The sequence below is a fragment of the Variovorax cryoconiti genome (assembly GCF_051216395.1).
In the GTDB taxonomy this organism is placed as follows: domain Bacteria; phylum Pseudomonadota; class Gammaproteobacteria; order Burkholderiales; family Burkholderiaceae_C; genus Variovorax.
The window spans coordinates 1-22,323 of record NZ_JBPJZI010000016.1; the positions used below are offsets into that span (position 1 = coordinate 1).

Below are 22,323 nucleotides of genomic sequence, written 5' to 3' on the forward strand. Positions count from 1 at the left end.
CCCTGTGGCTGCGCGGCTTCCGTCGCGCGTCGAACAACTACATCGACGACACCGAGATCGAGGTGCAGCGGCGCGTCGTCGCCGGCTGGGAGTTGGGTGCGAACCACCGCGAATTCATCGGCCAGGCCACGCTCGACGCCAATCTGCAGGTCCGACGTGGCACCGGTGCCTTCGGGGCGATGCCGGCCCCGGAGGAGTTCTTCGGCGAAGGCAGCTCGCGCTTCCGCCTGATCGCCGCCGACGCGAACCTGAACCTGCCCTTCCAGCTCGGCACGCAGAAGCTGCGCTACACGGCGCTGTGGCGCGCGCAATGGAACCGCACCCCGCTCACACCGCAGGACCGCTTCTCCATCGGCGGGCGCTACACCGTGCGGGGCTTCGACGGCGAGACGAGCCTGATGGCCGAGCGCGGCTGGCTGGTGCGCAACGACATCGGCTGGGCCCTTGGCGCGCTCGGCGCGAGCGGGGCCGAGCTGTATGCGGGCATCGACCACGGGGAGGTCGGCGGTCCGTCGATGCAGTACCTGTTGGGCAAGCGCCTGACCGGCGGCGTCATCGGCCTGCGCGGTGCGCTCGATGCCCTCAAGGGACTGAGCTACGACATGTTCGTCGGTGCGCCCATCCACAAGCCCGAGGGCTATCGCACCGCGAAGACCACTGCGGGCTTCAACCTGAACTACAGCTTCTGAACCGCCAGGGAGAGAACAAAAAATGAACAAGCATCTACACCGCATCGTCTTCAACGCAGCGCGCGGCCTGCGCATGGTGGTGCAGGAGACGGCCAGGAGCACCGGCCGTGGCGCGCGCAAGGCCACCAGCGGCGGCGCAGGCGCCAGCAGCGCCGCCGTCAGCGTGGCAGCGCTCGCGGGTGCCTTGATGAGCGCGCCGTTGCACGCCCAGATCGTGGCCGACCCCGGTGCCCCTGGCGGCCAACGCCCGACCGTGCTGGCCGCGCCCAACGGCGTGCCGCTGGTCAACATCCAGACCCCCAGCGCCGCCGGCGTCTCGCGCAACACCTACTCGCAGTTCGACGTGCAGCGCAACGGCGTCGTCCTCAACAACAGCCGCGGCAACGCCCAGACCCAACTCGGCGGCTGGGTACAGGGCAACCCATGGCTGGCGACCGGCTCGGCGCGCGTCATCCTCAATGAGGTGAACAGCGCCAACCCGAGCCAGCTGCGCGGCTACGTGGAAGTGGCCGGCCCGCGCACCGAGGTGATCATCGCCAACCCGGCGGGCATCCAGGTCGATGGCGGGGGCTTCATCAACACGACACGCGCGACCCTCACCACCGGCACGCCGCAGTTCAACGCCCAGGGCGGGCTCGACAGCTTCGTCGTGCGCGGCGGCACTGTCAGCATCGACGGCGCCGGGCTGGATGCGAGCAAGACCGACTACGCGGCCATCCTGGCGCGGGCCGTGCAGGTCAATGCGGGCATCTGGGCAAACGAGCTGAAGGTGGTCACGGGTGCGAACCAGGTCAGCGCGGACAGTAGCCAGGCGAGCCCGACGACGGGCAACGGCACGGCGCCGAGCTTCGCACTCGATGTGGCCGCACTCGGTGGCATGTACGCCGGCAAGATCACGCTGGTGGGCACCGAGGCGGGCGTGGGCGTGCGCAACGCGGGCCACATCGGTGCGGGTGCCGGCGGCCTCGTCGTGACGGCGGCCGGGCGGCTGGAGAACACCGGCACGCTCGAGGGGGCCAAGGTCGAGCTGAGCGGTGCGAGCGACATCGACAACCGGGGCGGAACGATCCGGCAGGCGGGCACGCGGGACATCAGCGTCACGGCGCCGGTGTTGAGTAACACGAATGGCGGGGTCATCGGGGCCGAGCCGGTGGCAACCACGGATCCTGCATCGGGCACACCGGGCACCGACACCGGTGCAACGGGCTCCACCCCGACGACAGGCACCACGACAGGCACGGCGACGACCACGGCGGGCATCACCGAAGTCACACCGCTGCAACCGGCGGCAGCGACCGGCCCGGGTGCCATCGCAGCCGCCGGCAGCGTGCTCAACGACGGCGGGCGCATCTACGCCGGCGGCGAGATCGGGCTGAACACGCCGCGCATCGACAACACCGGAGGCTCATTGAGCGTGGGCACGATGGCCGTCACCGGCGATCGCTTCAGCAACGCGGGCGGCACGTTGAACGTGAGCCGAGACTTCAGTGCACGCGTGGGGAGTTTCGACAACAGTGGCGGCACCTTGCAGGCCGGGCAGATCACCATCGATGCCACGGGCAGCGTGAGCAACCAGGCCGGCTCGCTGGTCAGCAATGCCGACCTGTCGGTTCGGGCCGCCAGCGTGGACAACGCCAGCGCGGGCACCGTGCGCGCAGGCAACGATCTGAACCTGGCGGTGGCAGGCACCTTGCTCAATGAGGGCAGCATCACGGCAGGCCGCCACGCGTCGGTCACTGCCGCGCGTGTCGACAGCACGGCCAAGGGCGTGCTCGGCGCTGGTGTCCATTCCAACGGGGCACTCGGCCCCACGGGCGACCTGACGGTCACGACCATGCAGACCCTGGCGGCGCACGGCAGCAACCTGGCCGGCGGCAACGCCGTGCTGCAGGGCTCGACGATCGACCTCGACGGCAGCCAGACGCATGCCACCGACCTCACGCTGTCGGCCACGCAGGGCGACATCACGACGCGCGACGCGACGGTGGTGGCATCAGGCACCCTGACTGCGACGGCGAATTCGTTTGCCACACAAGCGCTGCGAAACGACAAGGGCACGATCAGCGCCGGGCAACTCGTGCTGCGCACCGCGAACCTGTCCAACACCCAAGGCGGTGCCATCGTCCAGACGGGCAACGGCGCCACCGCCATCGAGATCGCCGGCGACATCGACAACAGCGGCGGCAAACTCACGGCCGTGGGCGACCTGGCGGCGCGCGCGGGCGGTGCGGTCAGGAACCTCGAAGGCACGATCGCTGCCAACGGCGACGTCCGTCTGGACGCAGGCAGCCTGGTCAACACGCAAGGAACGATCCGGGCCGTCAAGGGCGCCCTGCAGGTTGCGACCACGAGCACGACCTCCAACACGGGCGGAACGTTGCAAGCCGCAGGCGCCGTGGTGCTGCGCAACGCCGGCTTCACGAACAGCGCCGATCTCGTGAACATCGCCGGCCAGGTCGTCGGCCACAGCCTGTCGATCGACACCCAAGGGCAGACGCTGGGCAACCGCCAGGGCACGCTGGCGGCCACCACCACGGTGTCCATCGCTTCCGGTGCCTTCGACAACACCGCGGGTCTGGTGCAGTCCGGCGGCGCCATGGTGATCGACACGCACGGCCAGGCGCTGACGAACACCCAGGCAGCGAACTACGAAACGGCCCAGGGCGGCATCACCAGCGCCGGCACCCTCGATCTCTTCACCGGCGCTGTCGACAACACGGGCGGCTTCATCGGCTCGAAGGGCGACCTGCGCGCCACGACGACCGGCGTCGTCAATGGCAGCGGTGGCATCGTGCTCGGCCAGTCTGCGCTGGCCCTCGACACGCAGGGCGGCCTGTACGACAACCGGGGCGGGCAGACGCAGAGCATCGGCGCGTTGCGCATCGATGCAGGGGTGGTCAACAACAGCGGCAGCCTGATTCGTTCCCTGGAGACGGCCACGCTGAATGCCGCCACGGTGACCAACACCAACACGCAAGGCGCCGAGCAGGGCATCGAGGGCCGGAACGTCGTGATCAACACGGGTGCACTGAAGAATGCGTCCGGCGCCATCCGCGCCGATGCCGACACCACCATCGTCGGCAACGGCCAGGTCGACAACACCGGCGGCCTGATCTCTGCGCGCGGCACGCTGCGCATCGCAGACCCGAACCCGAGTGCGCGAACGCTCGCGATCACCAACACCGGTGGCACGCTGGTGGCCGACCAGGCGATGCAGCTGCAGGCGGCCTCCCTCAGCGGCGACGGCAAGGTGGTGTCGGGGAAAGACCTGGAACTCAGCTTCAGCCAGGACCTCGTGAACAACGGCGAAATCAGCGCGAACGGCAACCTGACCTACGCCTCCAGCGGGAACCTGACCAACAACGGCAAGTTGCTCGCGGGCGGCACTCTGGCCGTCAGCGGCAACAACGTCGAGAACACCGCGAACGCAGAGATGCGCGGCGACACGACCATCGTGACCGCCGCAGCGACGCTGACCAATCGAGGCCTGATCGACGGGCGTAATACGCAGATCAATGCAGGAGCGCTGGTCAACGATGTCACCGGTCGCATCTACGGCGATCACGTGTCCATCGCGGCGGGGGCGGTGCTGAACGACGGTGACGGCACGCATGGCGGAACCATCGCCGCGCGCGGACGCCTGGACATCGGCGCGAACACAGTCATCAACCGGGAGCACGCGCTGATCTTCAGCGGCACCGAAATGGCCATCGGCGCTGCGCTCGATGCCAACCGCGAAGCGATCGGGCAGGCGGCACTGATCCACAACGCCAGCGCCACCATCGAGTCGCTGGGCGACATGCGGCTGTCGGCCGCGACCATCCGCAGCAGCAACGAACACTTGAACGTGCAGCGCGAAGTCGTATCGAGCGCCTACAAGCAAGAAATCATTCCTCTTGGCGAAACGCAGGCGCGCCCGGCATCCGACTACGTCGTCGTCGACAACGAGTGGATCTGGCTGAAGCTGCATCCCGAGAAGTACGGTGTTCGGCAGGTCGCAGCACCGACGATCGTGACGACCCAGAGTTGCTCGGGCTCGGGCGACAACTCGAGCTGCAGCGACGTCACGACCACCGAGCCGCGCGACTCTGCGCGCTTCGCGGAGTTCAAGGTGACGCCACCGAGCCAGACCATGCCGATGCCCCAGGACTTCGGGTGCTCGCCCTTGGGCACCTGCCCGGCCTACGAAGCGGCCTACACCGCATGGAATGAAAGCTATGCCACCGCCCTCGCTCAGCTGACCACCGCCATTGACACCTACAACGCGGAAGTCAATGCGGACAACGCCATTCAGCAGATCGCGCGTGAATGGACCGAACTGAACTACACCGAGACGCTCAGCCGCGACGTCGTCACCCGCACCGACCCCGCGAAAATCGTCGCGGGCGGCAACATGACGCTCAGTGGCCAGTTGGTCAATGCAGACAGCCAGGTGCTGGCCGGCGGCACGATCACGACGGACCAGGCGCCGCAGAACACGCAAAGCAGCGGCGCTGAAGTGCTCAGCCGTGATGGCAAGTCGATCACCCGCCGCTGGGAACACCACGGCGGTCTGAACCCGCACGTCTCTCACGAAACCATCGTGACCGCCTACGCGCCTGCCGACAGCGTGGCCACCTTCGCCCTCCCAGGCTGGCGCTACGATCCTGGCGTTGATGAAACGAGCGGGCCAAAGCCGGACCCAGTCAAGGGCGTATCGGTCAACGACCACGGCAGCGCCGCGGGCACGGCCACCGCATCGGGCCGCGGCCGAACCTTCACCGAGGTGCCATCGACGGTCAAGCCGCCCGACACCGGCACCGCTGCCACCGATGCACCGCTGGCCGTGCGCACCAGCACGCCCGACACGGGGCTGCCTTCTGCCAGCTTGTTCCGCACCACCGCGACAGGCAACTACCTGATTGAAACCGACCCCCGCTTCGCCAGCTACCGCAGCTGGCTCTCCAGCGACTACATGCTCACCGCCCTGGGCCTGGAGCCGAACAACATGCTGAAGCGCCTGGGCGACGGCTTCTACGAGCAGAAGCTCATCCGCGAGCAGATCGCCCAGCTCACCGGCTACCGCTACCTGGGCGGCTTCACCAGCGACACCGACCAGTACACCGCCCTCATGAACGCTGGCCTGACGTTCGCGCAGCAATACAGCCTGCGCCCGGGCATCGCCCTCTCTGAAGCGCAGATGGCCCAGCTCACCAGCGACATCGTCTGGCTGGTCGAGCGCGAGGTCACGCTGGCCGACGGCAGCACCCAGCGCGTGCTGGTGCCGCAGGTGTACGTGCGCGTCAAGCCCGGCGACATCGACGGCTCGGGCGGGCTCCTGTCGGCGGACGCGCTCGTGATCCAGGGCGGTGCCGACGGCAAGGGCGCCGGCGACCTGATCAACACCGGCACCCTCGCCGGGCGCACGCTGGTGTCGATCAACGCCGACAACGTCAACAACCTGGGCGGGCGCATTGCAGGCGGCAGCGTGGGCATCAACGCGCGCAACGACCTGAACAACATTGGCGGCAGCATCGAAGCGCGGAGCGCGGCGGTGCTGACTGCCGGGCGCGACATCAACATCCGCACCACGACCAGCACGCAGACGAGCAGCCAAGGCAGCCGCACGAACATCGACCGCGTGGCCGGGGTGTACGTGACGAACCCGGGCGGGACGCTGATCGCCAGTGCGGGGAACGATGTGAACATCGTGGGTGCCATCCTCTCGAACACCGGCGCCAACAGCGTCACCCGGGTGCATGCGGGCAACGACATCCATCTGGGCACCGTCACCACGTCGAACACACAAGACATCACCTGGAACAGCAAGAACTACCGCCACACCGCCGAAACCCAGGAGATCGGCAGCCAGATCGTCGGCGGCAGCGGCGCGGGCAGCAGCGTCATGCTCGACGCGGACCGCGACATCGTGGCGCGCCAGGCCGCCGTGCAGACCGGTGGACTGCTCTCCGTCCATGCCGACCGCGACATCGACATCCAGGCCGGACGCCGCACGCAGGAGGTCGATGACGCCCATCAAGTCACCACCCGTGGCTTCCTGAGCAAGAAGACCACCACCAGCCGTACCACGCTGGAAGAATCGATCAGCCAGGGCAGCAGCTTCCAAGGTGGCATCACCGCCATCACCGCTGGCGGCAACATCACCGGCGAGGGTGTGAAGATCCGTGGCGACGAAGGCGTGCTGGTGCAAGCCGGCGGTGTGCTCGACCTGCACGAAGCGCGCGACGTGCGCAGCGAGAGCCGTGAGGTCAGCGTCAAGAAGAGCGGCTTCGGCCTGGGCGGCGGCAGCCTTCCGATGGTCGTTCCCAAGAAGAGCGCCAGCCGGGATACCGGCACCTCTTACAGCGACACGGCCGCCGTCACCAGTATCGAAAGCAAGAACGGTGGCGTGCTGCTGCAGGGCGATCAACTGGTGGCCCTGCAAGGCGTGCAGGTCGATGCGGCCAAGGACGTGACCATCCGGGGCGGCACCGTCAGCATCACCGGTGCCATCAACGAAAGCGCGAGCACCAGTGAGCACTACCAGAAGAAGCTGAACCTGGGCACCGAGACCTGGTGGCGCGACCCCGGCACCGGCATCGGCGCCAAGCGCACCGACGCCGACCAGCGCCAGGAGACGAGCCTGGTGCGCAGCACGCTCAATGGGGCCAACGTCAGCATCACGGCCACCGGAGCCGACGGCACGGGCGGCCTTCTGGCCATGAGCGGCACCACCATCAACACCCCCGGCAAACTGACCCTCGAGGCCGACCAGCTCGTCCTCGGCACCCAGACCACACAGATCGATCAAAGCAGCACCAGCCAGGGCCGCGACCTGATGTGGCAGAAGGCCAAGGGCGAAGGCACCAGCGACCAGACCACGCACTACAACCAGTTCAACGCCGGACAGCTCGCCACCAACGTCAACAGCGTACAGGCCGGGCTGGGTGCCAGGGACAGCATCGAATCGCTCGCTCAGCAGCCGGGCATGGGCTGGGTCAGCCAGATCAACAGCGACCCGACGCTCGCCGGCAAGGTGGACTGGGTGAAGGTGGAGGAAGCCCACACGAAGTGGGATTACAAGCAGCAGGGGCTGACACCGGAAGGGGCGGCCATCGTGACGCTGGTGGCGGCGTACTTTGCGTACCCTGCGGCACAAGCCGCCGGAGCCTCTGCGGGCGCGGCTGTCGGCGGAGGGATGGCCGGCACGGTAACGGCAGGCGCGGTCACGGCAGGCTTCACGACGCTGGCGAGCCAGGTGGCCGTGGCCGTGATCAACAACCGCGGCAACCTGGGCGATGCCCTGCACGACCTGGGCAGCAGCGAGAACGTGAAGGGCCTGCTGACCGCCATCATCACGGGGGGCGTGTTGCAAGGGCTGGGCTTGAGCCCCACGGGTCAACCGACCGTCGGTGGTGGCGCGCAACGCTTCATCGATCAACTTGGCCAGAATCTGCAGGTCGGTGCGGCCAAGGCTGTGATCGGGACGGCGATCAATGGGGGGAGCTTCGAGGACAACCTAAAAAACAGTCTGAAAAGTGCCATCCTTGACACAGCTGCAGCACAAACTGCATTCGCCATCGGCGATCTCAAAGAGGCGGGTGTGCTCGATAGGCTCACCCAGGGGTTTGCTCACGCGGTGGCCGGCTGCGCTATTGGCGCACTGACCGCTGACAGTGGAAGCGCATGCGGGGCGGGCGCGCTGGGGGCGGCGATTGGAGGAATAGCCGCTGAGGCATATGGCTCGAAAGCTGACACGGTTCAGTTTGCTGCATTTTTGGGTGGACTGGCTGCAGCGGCGGCTGGCGGGGACGCGGCGCTTATTGATCTCGCAGGCCAAGCGGCTGCGAACGTCGTCGCGAACAATCATCAAGCCCATCCAGGTTGGGGATATGAGTATCCGGAGGTTGACCATCCATTCGCACCAACAGATGAATTCAAAGCAAGATTTTTTGGAAGTGAAGCTGAGAGGGCGGTATGGTTTCGTACTCAAGAAATTGCGGCAGGTACCGCACAAACGCGGGAGTGGCTGCAATTCGATGATCCTAAAGTGCAGTTGCCGCGAAGTGGTGGGCCGCTTTATCAAATATTTGACTTGGGTGGAAATTCGGCCGGCGCTGTGAGAATTGCATATTCGCCGAGAAACCCTAGTGTTTTCTATGTATCTTTGGATCATTATGGATCTACCTCGGCGCAACCGTTACGGTGGACTCGCTTCGAGGCAACATCAAAATAGGGTGGATGTATGAGGGGTTATTTTGATATCGTTAGATCGACGACCGCTTGCGTGCATTTTGTCTTTGAAACCAAGTTGGACGATGAATTTTTATCTGAGATAAAAGAGCAGCTTAAGAAGGACAGCGTGCTGGTTGCATATGTAGACGGTCGAGATTTGCTAGGTGGCGTGTCACAATTTTGTAGGGTGGTTGGTGCTGCAATCGGGGCTGAGCATGCCTTGGAATGTATGGAGGAGAGCTATGTTTTGCTGTTCGATGACATGGTTTCTCTTTCAAGTAGTTTGTCGGGCCTAGTGCTGATAGTCGATCGCGCTTGGGAGGTTTTTGGTTCAGATCAAATAACGGCTTTTGGGTTTGTGGAAGGATTTTTATCGCAGCTTCATCACTGGCTGGGCAGGGGGCGGCCTTGTCACTTGTGTTTTCAAATGACTCCAAATGAAGATGTCAAAAAGTATTTTTTGAATAATTGAGACTATTTTGCATAAAAGTGGCCTGAATTATGCAGGTCGACCGTGCATTCGAGCGCGAATGATTTGCCCAGCAGCCGTGCTGCTTTCGATTTGACGTCCGATGGCATCCATTGAGAGTCAATCTTGACGATTTCGCGCCCGATGCAGGCCGTTTGACTTTGCACCGAACGCACTGATGTGGTTGCGCCTAAGAGTTATCGCCTGCCGTTTTTCGTCGGCTGGCGGGCTAATGGTTTTTAATTTCGAATACTGATGGATCAAATGATGAATTACTTATTTATTTTGTCGAGATTGCTGCGTTGTATGACTGTTTGCACGATCGGAGTGCTGGTTGGTTGCGCTAGCCCGCGCGAGACTTCATCCAAATACACTCTTGACGCATTGGACTCGTCCAAGGGCATCATCGTGGGATCTGTTTACGAGCGTGCCGTCTTTCTGCCGCATGGCGCCTACTTCTCAATCCTCTCGCCGCAAGGGGAGAGAATCGTTATCGCAAGCAAGCCCCAGTCCAAAGAATCGAGCATTTTGCTAGACCGGCCAAGTGGCAGAGGCAACACCTTTGCGTTGCAATTGCCACCCGGGAAATATCAGGTAACCGGATGGGCGCTTGACTACGGATCTCTACTCAAGCGGTCCAGGCCTCTTGAGCGGCCGCTGGAGTTTGAGGTGATTGCGGGGCAGGTTCGATACCTTGGTCGTTTCGATGCGAACCGGTTCAGTGAAGTGGCATCCATCGACGATCAATTTAGCGACGACTTGGCACGCGTAAGGAAGCTCCCCGGCCTAGCTGCGGCGGCACCAGTGAACGCTGCGCTGGATGTGAAGGGCTGGGCGCTGCCATAAACGCTCTGGAAAGCAGAAACTCGACCGCGAGCAGATCGCTTCAACGGCATCCTGACCTGAAAGGGTGCGATGAAGCGTAGAGCGCCGCCTTCTTCTGTGGATCAGTCTCAGCAGCAGCCTGCGCGTACAGCACATTGGCTTCTTCGATCTTCTTGTTGGCATAGGCACCGACCTCGGCCGAAGCCCGCTGCCCGAACTCCTGCGTGATCTGCGTCTGCGCCTGCGCGTCCTTGATGAGGCTGGCGGTGTTCCAGTTCTTCACCAGCGCGCCGGTGCTCGCGGCGGTGTTGTCGCTGCGCACCGTCGTGTCGCCCGCAATGCCCGAGATTCCCGCCTTGGTCGTGCTCGTCTGGCTGCCGCTGGCGCTGCCCACACCGGCGCTGCCGCCGGGGCGCGAGTTGGCAGCCGCATTCTTGGCCGCCGCCTTGTCTTCCGCGGAAGTCGCCGTGCTCTGGTCCCCCAAGGTCCAGCAGGAGTACGACCTCAAGAGTGCGGTCAATACAGGTGAGCTCAAGCGTAGTTCGCTACTGGAAAAGCAGTACCTTGCGCAGACCCGAGTTGACTTGGAGCAATTGCTGCTGGACCCGAAGGTCAGCGAGGAGACGAAGCAACAGGCCCGCCGCAGCATCAAGGAACTCAACACAGCGATCAACGTGATCGACAAGGCACCCGTGATCCGCGATGCTGCGGAACTGGGGCTGATCGCCGTTGACGTGGCGACGCTGGGCGAGTTTGCAGCAGCACGGGTACTGACTTCTTCAGTGGTGAAGGAGGTCGTATTCAGGCGTACAGGCGCGGCGCTGTCGGATGAGGCCGCTGCGCGGGTTGCCAATAACTTCTATCGGGATGGCGCGGAGTTTCCTCAAGCGCTGGCATCATCTAATGGAACGGTAATCCAAGCAACAGCCGGAAAGACGACAACAGTACTCGGGACCTATTTGGATGACACCAAGAGCATCATTAATGAACAGCTAGGCATACCAAAGAGTTGGGGATTTTTGGAGCCAAAGTCAGGTGGATTTAATCTACTCAACGCGCCGGACGAATTATTCGGGCGGCTTGGGGCAGAAGAATTTTGGAATCAAGTCAACAAACCATTCCTCGATGCAGTCATTGCGCGTTCAGACATCATTTATCTTGCAACTGAACCAACGCCTGCTGCGCTTACACGCGGTGGGAAATTGAGTGGGTACGGTCGCGAGGTGGAGTATCTCAAGCAGCACGGCTATATCCACGACGCCACCACAAATCAGATGGTGAGAACGAAATGATAAGCACTTCCGAAATTGACTCTCAAGTGGCCTCAGGCAATGTGCGGCGGAATCTATTTCGTCACATGACCGAGGCCGAAGAATACGGGGCGGCGAGTTCTTTACCGTGGCTTCAATCCATCATCATTAGGCTTCAAGCCCAAGTAAGCTTAAATGGAAGAATCGAAGTAGATTCAGGGCACGGGTTGATCGAGATAAATTCGATGAATGAGTTCAATGATTTCATTGAGCGTGAGTTTCCGGCTGCGTATAAATTGTGCTGTTCTGCGAATCGCTAGTCGAGCAGGATAGAAACGGAGGGAGTTTAAATTCCGAAAGCCTGCAAGACACCAGCAGCCAGGTCTCCAAACAGAACAGCTCCGGCTTCAATGCAAGCCTGTGCATCCCGCCGATCTGGTACGGCTTGAGAACGGTGGGCGCCAGCGTGGCGATTTGAGCCCTCCCCCAAAATTAGATGCCGGGACTGCAAAGGGCGCGGCAAAATAATTTGTAACTACATCATGAAGTGCAAATGCAATCTTTAAAAGGAATTACATTTATCTATTTTTTTGGATTCGCTTTTTTATTTTTTGTGTCATTTTTTTCTTCGAAGATCTTTCAAAGTGTTTTTTCGGCGGCTTCTGCTGCCGCAGCAATCATCCTTGTCACCCTCTATTTATTAGTTCTATATTTAGCTCATCCTATTCGTGGATTTTTGCCTTGGTATTTGCTTGCGCCTTCTATCTTTTCTTTTTTTCTTACGTATGGTTTAAAACTCATAAGCCGCAAGTAACGGCATCTTCCCCGAGATAGCGCAGCTCGCCAGAAATCGCGGCTCGTCGAGCCTTGATATCCGTCCGTCACCGCCCGACGCGACATCAACATCCGCACCACCACAAGCACGCAGACGAGCAGCCAAGGCCGTCGTACGAACATTGACCGCGTGGGCCGGGGTGTACGTGACGAACCCGAACGGCGTGCCGATCGCCAGGGAGGGGAACGACGTGAAGATCGTGGCCACTCGCGGCGGGGCGAACTCCAACCTCCGCGTCGTGAGTTCCACCATCGCTGCGGGCAACACCGGCAACCTCGCCGCCGACGACGCCAGCTGCCTGGACGCGAGCAGCACGGCAGCAACAAGAGCAGCGGCGTGGGTATGCGGCGGGGGCGCACAACGGCTTCACCATCGAGAGCTCGCAGGCCACCAACAGCCCGCACGCGTGCCATCGACCTTGAAAATAAAGTGTGAAGCCCGCCGATAAGCCGGATTCTGTGCACCGGCGCCGTCTTGCGACGATGCCGGCGTGACCGCCATTAATCTGGGCCGCCGGTCGCCCGGACGGCTCGATGCCACCTACCCGCCAGCTCCGCGGAACCACGTCAACGCTGGCCTATTTGGTGTTGCTGCGCGCAGAGATTGCCCGTTTCACCCGGATCGGGGTTGCCCCTTCACCGACTCGTCTCTGTTGCTCTGATCCTCACCTCACGGTGGAGAGTCGTTAACTCCTGCGCTGTCCTGTGCAGTCCGGACGTTCCTCCAGTGCGGTCTTTCGACGCGGTGCCCGAAGGCATCGCCCCTTTCGGGCTTGCACCAGCGGCGGTCTGGCGTGCTTCACGGGGCGGATTATCTCGCGACAATGGCTCCTTCCCGTTTTCGTCCACACCAGGAGACCGAAATCATGAAAGCCCAGACCATCCTCGAGACCATCGGCCGCACGCCGCACATCCGCGTCCAGAAGCTCTTCGCCGGCACCGCCAAGGGCACGCAGCAGGTGTGGATCAAGTCCGAGCGCGCCAACCCCGGCGGCTCGATCAAGGACCGCATTGCGCTCGCGATGGTCGAAGACGCCGAGCGCTCCGGTGCGCTGAAGCCGGGCGGCACCATCATCGAGCCGACCTCCGGCAACACCGGCATCGGCCTGGCCATGGTGGCGGCCGTCAAGGGCTACAAGCTGGTGCTGGTGATGCCCGACTCGATGTCCGTCGAGCGACGCCGGCTGATGCTGGCCTACGGCGCCAGCTTCGACCTGACGCCGCGCGCCGGCGGCATGAAGGCGTCGATCGCCCGCGCCGAAGAGCTGGTCGCGAGCACGCCCAACAGCTGGATGCCGCAGCAGTTCAACAACCCGGCCAATGTCGACGTGCACGTGCGCACCACGGCCGAGGAGATTGCGGCCGACTTCCCGGAGGGCCTCGACGCGATCATCACGGGCGTGGGCACCGGCGGCCACATCACGGGCGTGGCGAAGGTGCTGAAGGCGAAGTGGCCGAAGCTGAAGGTCTACGCGGTCGAGCCGGTCGCATCGCCGGTGCTGTCGGGCGGTACGCCCTCGCCCCACCCGATCCAGGGCATCGGCGCGGGTTTCGTGCCGAAAATTCTCGACATGGCGCTGCTCGACGGCGTGATCCAGGTCGATGCCGACCCGGCGCGCGAGATGGCGCGGCGCTCGGCCCGCGAAGAAGGCATGCTGGTCGGCATCTCTTCGGGCGCCACGCTGGCCGCCATCGCGCAGAAGCTGCCCGAGCTGGCGGACGACGCCGTGGTGCTGGGCTTCAACTACGACACAGGCGAACGCTACCTGTCGGTCGAAGGCTTCCTGCCGGCCTAGCGCGACCCCAACATTCCCCAGAGGTTGCAGCCGCCAGGGCAATATTGCGATGCAGCGTTGGCGGCAACGATGGGGGCCGGGGCGGTGGCCTGGCCTTCACGCGTGCTGTCCGGCAAGGGCGTTCCGCTCATGGCCAGAGCGGCGACGCCGCTGGCCACCAACGATTTCGTGACGATAAGCATGGATGCCTCCTGCGGTGATCGGTCGACCCATTCAAGATAGACCCATGGCCCGTGCGGTGCACCCGTAGTTTCCCGGCTGACTTTTGCCCTGCGGCGGTAGGGCGCGATCTGCGCTACCAGAACTTCTCGGGTGTTGCGCCCAGCACTTGCGCACAGCGAGCCACCGCCTTGACGCGCTCCTCACGGAGCAGCTTCCATTGGTCGGCCTGCCACTGCGCCCAGGCGATCGGTGCCGACTCGTAGCTGCAGACGGCCGGAGGACGCCGGAAGCCCGGCCGCCCCAGCTCCGCGCCGAACTTGAGTCGGAACAGTTCATCGGTGCCCGAGAGGTTCTCGTAGACCAGATGCCATGCGCCAGGATGCAAGGGCGTGTCGGCTTCGCTTTGCCCGCGGCCGGCCTGTTCGACTTCCTGCGGTGTCGATCCGTCTTGCTTTGCGTCGGCAAGCGCCTGGGCCGCGCGCTTGCGGTAGATATCGGTCGCGACCACGCTGAGCGCGTCGAGCAGCTCGGCCATGGCCGGGTTCACGGCCACCGGGTCGTTCTGCAGTTCCTCGAGCGTGACGCCTGCAAGGTCGTCCTTCGAGAAGCCCCGCCCACCGAACGACACACCGCCGGCCAACAGAGAGAGGCCGACGTTCAGAGCGACCTGCGCCGCCACGTTGTTGGTGGTGTTCTCTCGCCGCACCACGCGCAGACGTTCAAAGCCTGGCTTGAAGGCCCCTCGGTGGAAAGGCACGCGCGTCCGTGCGGGTTCTGCCACCGCCGGCACGACCGACGGGACGGGCGGCGCGCCCTCCGCTGGCGGTGGCGGCGCGTCTTGCGCACTGCCCGAAACCTGGACCATGGTCATCGCTGCCGCGACGCCTGCCCGAACCATCCATTTCCTCGTCTTGCCGTTCATGCGGCCTCCCCTGCCTTGTTGCGAGCGGGAATTCTCGAGCCGCGCAACGCCGACGCCCGGGCCTGGATGCGACATTGATCACGGCAACTCACCTAAAATCGCAACCCTGCTTGATAACCACAAGCCCACCCCATGCTCAGACTTTCCGAAATCAAGCTCCCCCTCGATCCCCCTGCCGACGCGCTGCCACGCGCAGTGCAGGGCCTGCTCGGCGTCGATGCCGGCGCCATCGCGAACATCCACGTCCACAAGCGCAGCTTCGATGCGCGCAAGGTCGATCTGCTGCAGGTCTTCATCGTCGACGTGACGCTGGCCGACCCGTCGATGGCGCCGAAGCTCCTGGCCAAGCTGGCGGGCAATCCGCGCGTGATGGTGACGCCCGACATGTCGTACCACCCGCCCGCCCAGGCGCCGGCCGATCTGCCGATCCGCCCGGTCGTCGTCGGCTTCGGGCCCTGCGGCATCTTCGCGGCGCTGATGCTCGCCAAGATGGGCTTCCGGCCGATCGTTCTGGAACGCGGCAAGACGGTGCGCCAACGCACCCGCGACACCTGGGGCCTGTGGCGCAAGAGCACGCTCAACCCCGAGTCGAACGTGCAGTTCGGCGAAGGCGGCGCCGGCACCTTTTCCGACGGCAAGCTCTGGAGCCAGATCAAGGACCCGCGCTTCCTCGGTCGCAAGGTGATGGAAGAGTTCGTCAAGGCCGGCGCGCCACCCGAGATCCTCTACGTCGCGCACCCGCACATCGGCACTTTCAAGCTGGTGAAGGTGGTGGAGAACATCCGCGCGCAGATCGTGGCGCTGGGCGGCGAGATCCGCTTCGAGCAGCGCGTGACCGACGTGCACATTGAAAACGGCCACCTGCGCGGCCTGACCGTGCGCGACCAGCAGACCGGCGCATCGAGCGAACTGCGCTGCGACCACGTCGTGATGGCGCTCGGCCACAGCGCGCGCGACACCTTCGAGATGCTGCACGCACGCGGCGTGCACATCGAAGCCAAGCCCTTCTCGATCGGCTTCCGGGTGGAGCACCCACAGGGCCTGATCGACCGCGCGCGCTGGGGTCGCCATGCCGGCCATCCGCTGCTGGGCGCGGCCGACTACAAGCTGGTGCACCACGCCAGCAACGGCCGCTCGGTCTACAGCTTCTGCATGTGCCCGGGCGGCACGGTGGTCGCGGCCACCAGCGAGCCGGGCCGCGTCGTGACCAACGGCATGAGCCAGTACTCGCGCAACGAACGCAACGCCAACGCGGGCATCGTGGTGGGCATCGAGCCCTCGGACTACCCTGGCTGGGAAGAGGGCAAGACGGGTTCGCCCCTGGCCGGTATGGCGCTGCAGCGCCAGCTCGAATCCAACGCCTTCGTGCTCGGCGGCAGGGACTACCGCGCACCGAGCCAGCTGGTGGGCGACTTCATCGCCGGCACGCCGTCGACCGAACTGCGCAGCATCAAGCCCTCGTACAAGCCGGGCGTGACACCGACCGACCTGCACCTGGCGCTGCCGGCCTATGCGATCGAAGCGATGCGCGAAGCCTTCCCCGCCTTCGGCCGCAAGATCAAGGGCTTCGACACGCCCGACGCGGTGCTGACCGGCGTGGAGACGCGCACCTCGTCGCCGATCAAGATCACGCGCGGCGAGGATTTCCAGAGCCTCAACACGCGCGGCCTGTTCCCGGCCGGCGAAGGCGCCAGCTACGCGGGCGGCATCCTGTCGGCGGGCGTGGACGGCATCAAGGTGGCCGAAGCGGTCGCGCGCGCGGTGCTGCAGGACGCCAAAGCTCTGCGCGTGCCGGCCTGATGTCCCAGGAACACCGATGACCACCGACGATTTCCACTTCTACGAGCCCGCCCAGGGCCACGGCCTGCCGCACGACCCGTTCAACGCGATGGTCGGCCCGCGCCCCATCGGCTGGATCTCGTCGCAGAGCGCGTCGGGCGTGCGCAACCTGGCGCCCTACAGCTTCTTCAACGGCTTCAACTACACGCCGCCGATCGTCGGCTTCGCCAGCATCGGCGCCAAGGACAGCCTCCACAACATCCGCGAGACGCGCGAGTTCGGCTGGAACCTGGCGACGCGCCCGCTGGCCGAGCGGATGAACGCGTCGTGCGCCGCCGTGCCGCCGGAGGTCGACGAGTTCGAACTCGCCGGGTTGACGCCCGTGGCATCGCGCTGCATCGCGGTGCCACGTGTGGCCGAGAGCCCGGTGTCCTTCGAATGCAAGCTCACGCAGATCGTGCAGCTCCAAACCATCGACGGCACGCAAGTCCCCACCTGGCTGGTGTTGGGCCAGGTGGTGGGCGTGCACATCGCGCGCCGGCTGCTGAGGGACGGCATCTACGACACGGCGGCGGCCGAACCCATCCTGCGCGGTGGCGGCCCGGCCGACTACTTCACCGTCACCCGCGACAATCTCTTCAAGATGTTCCGTCCGCGCTGAGCGCGGCGCCATCGCCCTTCACGCTGCGCCCAGCGCGCAGCCTCACACGAACCGAATCGATGACCGAAGCTCCCGACCACACCACCGCGCCGACGAGCGGCGCACCTGCAGCGACCGCACCGGTCGCGCCCGTCGCTGATACAGCGTCGACCGAGATGCCGTCGTCCGACACACCATCGACCGACGCGCCCGCCCGCAAGCGCTCGCGCGGTGGCCGCGGCCGCCGTGGCGGCAAGGGCGAACGCCCGGCTGCCGAAGAGGGCCAGGCGCCCGAAGCGCAGAAGACACAGCAGCCGGCTGGCCAGCAGCCCGCACGGAAGAACGGCGCGCCCGCGCCGCGCAAGGTGCACCCGGTGCTCGAGCGCCTGTTCGAGCTGTACCCGCAGCTCTTCGGCGCGCGCTTCCGCCCGCTCAAGCTGGGCATCTACCAGGAACTGCTCGCCGCCCACGGCGACGAGTTCAAGGCCGAAGACCTGAAGCTCGCGATGGGCCTGCACGCCCGCTCGACCCGCTACCTCGAATGCGTGGCCGCCGGCCACCCGCGCCACGACCTGCAGGGCAACCCGGTCGAGCCGGTGGCGCCCGAGCACATTCACCACGCCATCCTCGAAGTGTTCCGCCGCCGCCAGGGCCGCACGAAGGACGACCTGGGCGGTCAGCTGCGCGAGCGCATCATCGCGGCCATCGAAGCCTCGGGCGTCGGGCGCGAGGCTTATGCCGAACGCGTGCGGGCGCGCGACGAGGCGTCGAACGCCGCGCTCGACGATGCCCTGGCCGAACTGGCGCGCCAGGCCGCCAAGCGCGAGGCGCTGATGCGCGCCTTCGAGGCCAGCGGCAAGACCGAGGCCGAGTTCGCCGACATGTACGGCATGGACCCGAAGGAAGTCGCGCGCACGCTCAACCGGGTGCGTCGCGACAAGGCCGACGACGAGAAGCGCGCCGCCGAGGCCGCACTGGCCACCATCCCGGACGCGAGCATCGACGTGCCCGAACCGCCGCCGGCCGACGACGCCACGGCCGACCCGAAGCCGGACGCCTGAGCGCGTCTCGCCCATGAAAAAGCCGGCGCGCTGCGCCGGCTTTTTTCGTGGCGTGGCGGCCCATGCCGCCCCGGTGGTCAGCCCTGCGCGCTCTGCAGCGCGGCGATGCGCTCTTCGATCGGCGGGTGGGTCGCGAAGAGCTTGCCCATCGTGCCGGTGATGCCCATTGCCTCGACCGCCTTCGGCAGTTCGCCAGCCGGCAGGCCGCCCAGGCGAGCGAGCGCGTTCATCATCGGCTGCTTGCGGCCCATCAGTTGGGCGGCGCCGGCGTCGGCGCGGAATTCGCGCTGGCGCGAGAACCAGGCCACGACGATCGCGGCGGCAAAGCCCAGCACGATGTCCAGCACGATGGTCGTGACCATGTAGCCGATGCCCGGGCCCGAGTTGCGGTCGTCGCCGCGGCGCAGAAAGGAATCGACCGCGTAGCCGATCACGCGCGACAGGAACACGACGAAGGTGTTCATCACGCCCTGGATCAGCGCCATGGTGACCATGTCGCCGTTGGCGATGTGCGCGACCTCGTGGCCGATCACGGCCTCGACCTCTTCGCGCGTCATGTTCTGCAGCAAGCCGGTCGACACAGCAACCAGCGAGGAGTTCTTGAACGCGCCGGTGGCGAAGGCGTTGGGCTCGCCCTCGAAGATGCCGACCTCGGGCATGCCGATGCCGGCTTTGTCGGCGAACTTGCGCACGGTCGCGACGATCCAGGCCTCGTCGGGCGACTGCGGCGCGTCGATCATGCGCAGGCCGGCGGTCCACTTGGCCATGGGCTTGCTGATGAGCAGCGAGATGATCGCGCCGCCGAAGCCCATGACCAGTGCGAAGCCCAGCAGCGCCGTGAGGTTGAGCCCGTTGGCCGTGAGAAAGCGGTTGACGCCGAGCAGGCTGGCGACCACGCCCAGCACAGCGACCACCATCACGTTGGTCAGGACGAACAGAAGAATACGTTTCAAGTTGATTTCTCCGTGGGGAAACTGCAGATCAATTGGGGGCGCCGCGCCGCGCTTCAAGTCGGGGTCGACGGCCTCGTGCCGAGGGCAGCCAGCCTGCGCGGACGGAACACGTCGGGGTCATCATAGAAGCAAGGACTCGCGTTCTCGGGCCACCAGCCGGGCACGCCGAGCACCGGCAGGGGCACAAAAGGCTTGGTGGCGAGGTGCGCCGCCGAGAGCGCCTCGGCGATGCTTTCGTCGCGAGGGTAGATCGACTGGCGCGCGCCGGGTGCGAAGAGCACATGCGCCGTCAGGCCTTTGCGCGGCGCGGTCAGCTTTTCGAGCAGCGCATGGCCGAAAAGGACGAGGCGCGCTTCGGCCCAGCGCGCACGCTCGGTGACGAACAGGCGGTGCCAGTCGCGCGCGACCAGTGCCTCCCACAGCACCGGCGGCGCATCGAGCACCGCGCCGTTCTCGTCGAAGAGCGTCAGCGCGTCGCGCAGCGGGCCGCGGCGGGCGCCCACGCCGCTCGCCTCGATCTCGGCGGCCTGCAGTTCGTTGAGGCGGCGCTTGGCCTGCGGGAAGTGCAGCCACGCCAGGCCGTTGAAGAAGTCGTGGAGGTTGTCGCGCGTCGGCACCTCACCCGTGCGGAAGATGTGCGCCTCGTAAGCCTCGCCGGGCGGCAGTGCATCCTGCGGCACGAAGCGCACCGGCGGCGACATGGTGGCAGCCTGCAGTGCAGCGGCGACGGTATGGTGCTGGGCGTGTTGCTCGGCGGCCGCACCGAGCGCCCGGCAGTGCGCCAGCCACGGGCGCGCCCAGTCGACGCGCACCCCGTTCAAGCGCCAGAAGCACCCAGCCAGCGGATGCGGTCGGGCTGCTGCAGCACGGCGAACTCGGCAGTCAGCTTGTCGAACAGCTTGAGCGAGCTGCCGTGCTTGCCGAGCAGGCCGGCGGCACGCAGGGCCTGCGCCGCGTCGTTCAGCGCCACGTCCTTGCCGGTGCGCAGGTTCGGCACCGCCTGCAGGATGAACTCGGCAGCCTCGGACACCGGCGGCGCCGACGGTTTGGCGGCCTTCGTCGTTTTGCGGGCGGCCTTCTTGGCGGCGGGCGCGGCCGCGGTCTTCTTCGCGGGCGCGGCCTTGGCGCGCGCTGTCTTGGTGGCCGCAGCCGGTGCCGCGGCGGTCTTGCGGGCCGGCGCGGGCGCCGGTGCAGGCGCGCGCGACGATGCGGCGCTGCGCGCACCGTGGTGCTCCAGGTCGATGAACTCGTCGTACACCGCCATCGTTTCTTCGCCGGTCTTGCCCTGCTGGCCGATGCCGCAGACACGGCAGCCGGTTTCGCGCAGGCGGATCACCAGCGGCGCGAAATCGGAGTCGGACGACACCAGCACCACCACGTCGGGCCGCTCGGTGATCGCCAGCGCCATGGCGTCGACGGCCAGCGCGATGTCGGTGCTGTTCTTGCCGGCCGAGAGATTGACCATCGGCCGCACCGACAGCCGCTTGAACAGGCTCTGGTGCTTGAGCGCCGTCTCTGCGTTGCCGTAGGCGCGGCGCAGGTGCACGGCGCCGTGCTCGATCAGCGTGCGCTGCACGGCCTGTTCGATGACATCAGCCGAGACGTTGTCGGCGTCGATCAGGAGCATGACCTTGGGGATGGTTGCGTTCATTGCAGTTTCCAGTTGAGCGTTTCGCCACCGCCCAGCGGCTTGAGCGTCGCCTCGCCATAGGGCACCGTCTCCGGCACGGTCCAGGGCTCACGCTTGAGCGTGATGGTGTCGGTGTTACGCGGCAGGCCGTAGAAGTCGGCGCCATGGAAGCTGGCGAAGCCCTCGAGCTTGTCGAGCGCGCCGGCGTTGTCGAAGGCCTGGGCGTAGAGCTCGATGGCCGTCAGCGCGGTGTAGCAGCCGGCGCAACCGAGCGCGTGTTCCTTCAGGTGCGCGGCGTGCGGCGCACTGTCGGTGCCCATGAAGAAGCGGTCGCTGCCGCTGGTGACGGCCTCGACCAGCGCGACGCGGTGCGTCTCGCGCTTGAGCACCGGCAGGCAGTAGTAGTGCGGGCGGATGCCACCGGTGAAGAGCGCGTTGCGGTTGTAGAGCAGGTGGTGCGCGGTGATGGTGGCTGCCGTGAATTGGCCCGCGTCGCGCACGTACTGCGCGCCTTCCTTTGTGGTCAGGTGCTCGAAGACGATCTTGAGTTCGGGCATGTCACGGCGCAGCGGGATCATCACGCGGTCGATGAAGACGGCCTCGCGGTCGAAGAGGTCGATGGCGGGGTCGGTCACCTCGCCGTGCACCAGCAGCAGCAGGCCATGCTTCTGCATCGCTTCGAGCGTGGCGTAGGTCTTGCGGATGTCGGTCACGCCGGCGTCGCTGTTGGTGGTGGCGCCCGCGGGGTAGAGCTTGAGGGCCTTCACGCCGGCGTCGGCGGCGCGCGCGATCTCGTCGGCAGGCAGCTTGTCGGTGAGGTACAGCGACATCACGGGCTCGAAGCCACGCTCGGCCGGCATCGCGGCCAGGATGCGCTCGCGGTAGGCCAGCGCCTGCTCGGCGGTGGTCACGGGCGGGCGCAGGTTCGGCATGATCAGCGCGCGGCCCACCTGGCGGGCGGAATGCGGCACGACGGCTTCGAGGGCAGCGCCGTCGCGCACGTGCAGGTGCCAGTCGTCGGGGCGGGTGATCGTGAGGGAAGAGGTCATCCGGCGATTCTCCCATCGGCCTGCAGGATCGGAACGGCGTTCATAGAATC

General features: G+C 65.5%; 17 protein-coding genes and 1 other RNA gene. 9 read left to right on the forward strand and 9 right to left on the reverse strand.

Annotation, left to right across the window (positions count from 1 at the left end):
- The 4 genes from ACSFA2_RS24675 to ACSFA2_RS24690 form a co-directional block, all read left to right on the forward strand.
- Positions 1–689: ShlB/FhaC/HecB family hemolysin secretion/activation protein (locus ACSFA2_RS24675; protein ID WP_435457972.1), on the forward strand; the 689-nt coding region annotated here is incomplete at its 5' end.
- 22 nt (positions 690–711) lie between these two features.
- Positions 712–8,904, forward strand: a complete 8,193-nt coding sequence (locus ACSFA2_RS24680) for a two-partner secretion domain-containing protein (RefSeq protein ID WP_435457973.1) — start codon at positions 712–714, stop codon at positions 8,902–8,904.
- 51 nt (positions 8,905–8,955) lie between these two features.
- Positions 8,956–9,375: a hypothetical protein gene (locus ACSFA2_RS24685; protein ID WP_435457974.1), complete on the forward strand. Its 420-nt coding sequence runs from the start codon at positions 8,956–8,958 to the stop codon at positions 9,373–9,375.
- Between the two features lie 252 nt (positions 9,376–9,627).
- The gene (locus ACSFA2_RS24690; RefSeq protein ID WP_435457975.1) at positions 9,628–10,218 is read left to right on the forward strand and encodes a hypothetical protein; all 591 of its coding nucleotides are present in this window, start codon (positions 9,628–9,630) and stop codon (positions 10,216–10,218) included.
- 40 nt (positions 10,219–10,258) lie between these two features.
- On the opposite strand, the gene ACSFA2_RS24695 is transcribed toward ACSFA2_RS24690, so the two are convergent.
- Positions 10,259–10,480 carry a hypothetical protein gene (locus tag ACSFA2_RS24695; protein ID WP_435457976.1) on the reverse strand — a complete coding sequence of 74 codons (222 nt, stop codon included), beginning with the start codon at positions 10,478–10,480 and terminating at the stop codon, positions 10,259–10,261.
- Between ACSFA2_RS24695 and ACSFA2_RS24700 the strand changes: the two genes are divergently transcribed.
- On the forward strand, positions 10,464–11,489 hold the full coding sequence (locus ACSFA2_RS24700; RefSeq protein WP_435457977.1) for a hypothetical protein: 1,026 nt from the start codon (positions 10,464–10,466) through the stop codon (positions 11,487–11,489). The genes ACSFA2_RS24695 and ACSFA2_RS24700 overlap by 17 nt on opposite strands.
- Positions 11,490–12,237: 748 nt before the next feature.
- Here the strand turns inward: ACSFA2_RS24700 and ACSFA2_RS24705 are convergent.
- Together ACSFA2_RS24705 and rnpB are read right to left on the reverse strand one after the other, a co-directional pair.
- Complete coding sequence (locus ACSFA2_RS24705; protein ID WP_435457978.1) at positions 12,238–12,597, reverse strand: hypothetical protein; 360 nt, start codon at positions 12,595–12,597, stop codon at positions 12,238–12,240.
- A 114-nt stretch (positions 12,598–12,711) separates the two neighbouring features.
- Positions 12,712–13,082: RNase P RNA component class A (rnpB, locus tag ACSFA2_RS24710), an RNA gene on the reverse strand.
- Positions 13,083–13,147: 65 nt separating this feature from the next.
- On the opposite strand from rnpB, the gene cysK reads away from it, so the two are divergent.
- Entirely contained in the window at positions 13,148–14,077 is a 930-nt protein-coding gene (gene cysK / locus ACSFA2_RS24715) for a cysteine synthase A (RefSeq protein WP_435457979.1), read from the forward strand.
- Here cysK and ACSFA2_RS24720 read toward each other — a convergent pair.
- On the reverse strand, positions 14,074–14,259 hold the full coding sequence (locus tag ACSFA2_RS24720) for a hypothetical protein (protein ID WP_435457980.1): 186 nt from the start codon (positions 14,257–14,259) through the stop codon (positions 14,074–14,076). The genes cysK and ACSFA2_RS24720 overlap by 4 nt on opposite strands.
- Positions 14,260–14,372: 113 nt before the next feature.
- Positions 14,373–15,161 (reverse strand): hypothetical protein, encoded by a 789-nt coding sequence (locus ACSFA2_RS24725; protein WP_435457981.1) that lies wholly within the window; start codon positions 15,159–15,161, stop codon positions 14,373–14,375.
- Between the two features lie 132 nt (positions 15,162–15,293).
- Here ACSFA2_RS24725 and ACSFA2_RS24730 point away from each other — a divergent pair, with 132 nt between their 5' ends.
- Genes ACSFA2_RS24730 through ACSFA2_RS24740 form a run of 3 tightly spaced genes read left to right on the forward strand, consistent with a single transcriptional unit; the run spans position 15,294 to position 18,641 of the window.
- Entirely contained in the window at positions 15,294–16,961 is a 1,668-nt protein-coding gene (locus ACSFA2_RS24730; RefSeq protein ID WP_435457982.1) for an NAD(P)/FAD-dependent oxidoreductase, read from the forward strand.
- Between the two features lie 16 nt (positions 16,962–16,977).
- Entirely contained in the window at positions 16,978–17,601 is a 624-nt protein-coding gene (locus tag ACSFA2_RS24735) for a flavin reductase family protein (RefSeq protein WP_435457983.1), read from the forward strand.
- A gap of 59 nt (positions 17,602–17,660) precedes the next feature.
- Positions 17,661–18,641 carry a ProQ/FINO family protein gene (locus ACSFA2_RS24740; RefSeq protein WP_435457984.1) on the forward strand — a complete coding sequence of 327 codons (981 nt, stop codon included), beginning with the start codon at positions 17,661–17,663 and terminating at the stop codon, positions 18,639–18,641.
- Between the two features lie 77 nt (positions 18,642–18,718).
- On the opposite strand, the gene htpX is transcribed toward ACSFA2_RS24740, so the two are convergent.
- The 4 genes from htpX to pyrC are packed head-to-tail and all read right to left on the reverse strand — an operon-like array spanning position 18,719 to position 22,273.
- Positions 18,719–19,594 carry a protease HtpX gene (gene htpX, locus ACSFA2_RS24745; RefSeq protein ID WP_435457985.1) on the reverse strand — a complete coding sequence of 292 codons (876 nt, stop codon included), beginning with the start codon at positions 19,592–19,594 and terminating at the stop codon, positions 18,719–18,721.
- A 53-nt stretch (positions 19,595–19,647) separates the two neighbouring features.
- Positions 19,648–20,406, reverse strand: coding sequence for a DUF3025 domain-containing protein (locus ACSFA2_RS24750; protein WP_435457986.1), 759 nt, complete (start codon positions 20,404–20,406; stop codon positions 19,648–19,650).
- Between the two features lie 5 nt (positions 20,407–20,411).
- Positions 20,412–21,245: an NYN domain-containing protein gene (locus ACSFA2_RS24755; RefSeq protein ID WP_435457987.1), complete on the reverse strand. Its 834-nt coding sequence runs from the start codon at positions 21,243–21,245 to the stop codon at positions 20,412–20,414.
- A complete protein-coding gene (pyrC, locus tag ACSFA2_RS24760) occupies positions 21,242–22,273 on the reverse strand; it encodes a dihydroorotase (protein ID WP_435457988.1) in 1,032 nt (343 codons plus the stop codon). Before pyrC ends, ACSFA2_RS24755 begins: the two co-directional genes overlap by 4 nt.
- Positions 22,274–22,323: the final 50 nt, after the last annotated feature.

Coding starts and splice junctions, on each gene's coding strand:
- ACSFA2_RS24680 (WP_435457973.1), top strand. CDS start 712: ATGAACAAGCATCTACACCGCATCGTCTTCAACGCAGCGCGCGGCCTG.
- ACSFA2_RS24690 (WP_435457975.1), top strand. CDS start 9,628: ATGGATCAAATGATGAATTACTTATTTATTTTGTCGAGATTGCTGCGT.
- cysK (WP_435457979.1), top strand. CDS start 13,148: ATGAAAGCCCAGACCATCCTCGAGACCATCGGCCGCACGCCGCACATC.
- ACSFA2_RS24720 (WP_435457980.1), bottom strand. CDS start 14,259: ATGCTTATCGTCACGAAATCGTTGGTGGCCAGCGGCGTCGCCGCTCTG.
- ACSFA2_RS24725 (WP_435457981.1), bottom strand. CDS start 15,161: ATGAACGGCAAGACGAGGAAATGGATGGTTCGGGCAGGCGTCGCGGCA.
- ACSFA2_RS24730 (WP_435457982.1), top strand. CDS start 15,294: ATGCTCAGACTTTCCGAAATCAAGCTCCCCCTCGATCCCCCTGCCGAC.
- ACSFA2_RS24735 (WP_435457983.1), top strand. CDS start 16,978: ATGACCACCGACGATTTCCACTTCTACGAGCCCGCCCAGGGCCACGGC.
- ACSFA2_RS24740 (WP_435457984.1), top strand. CDS start 17,661: ATGACCGAAGCTCCCGACCACACCACCGCGCCGACGAGCGGCGCACCT.
- ACSFA2_RS24755 (WP_435457987.1), bottom strand. CDS start 21,245: ATGAACGCAACCATCCCCAAGGTCATGCTCCTGATCGACGCCGACAAC.
- pyrC (WP_435457988.1), bottom strand. CDS start 22,273: ATGACCTCTTCCCTCACGATCACCCGCCCCGACGACTGGCACCTGCAC.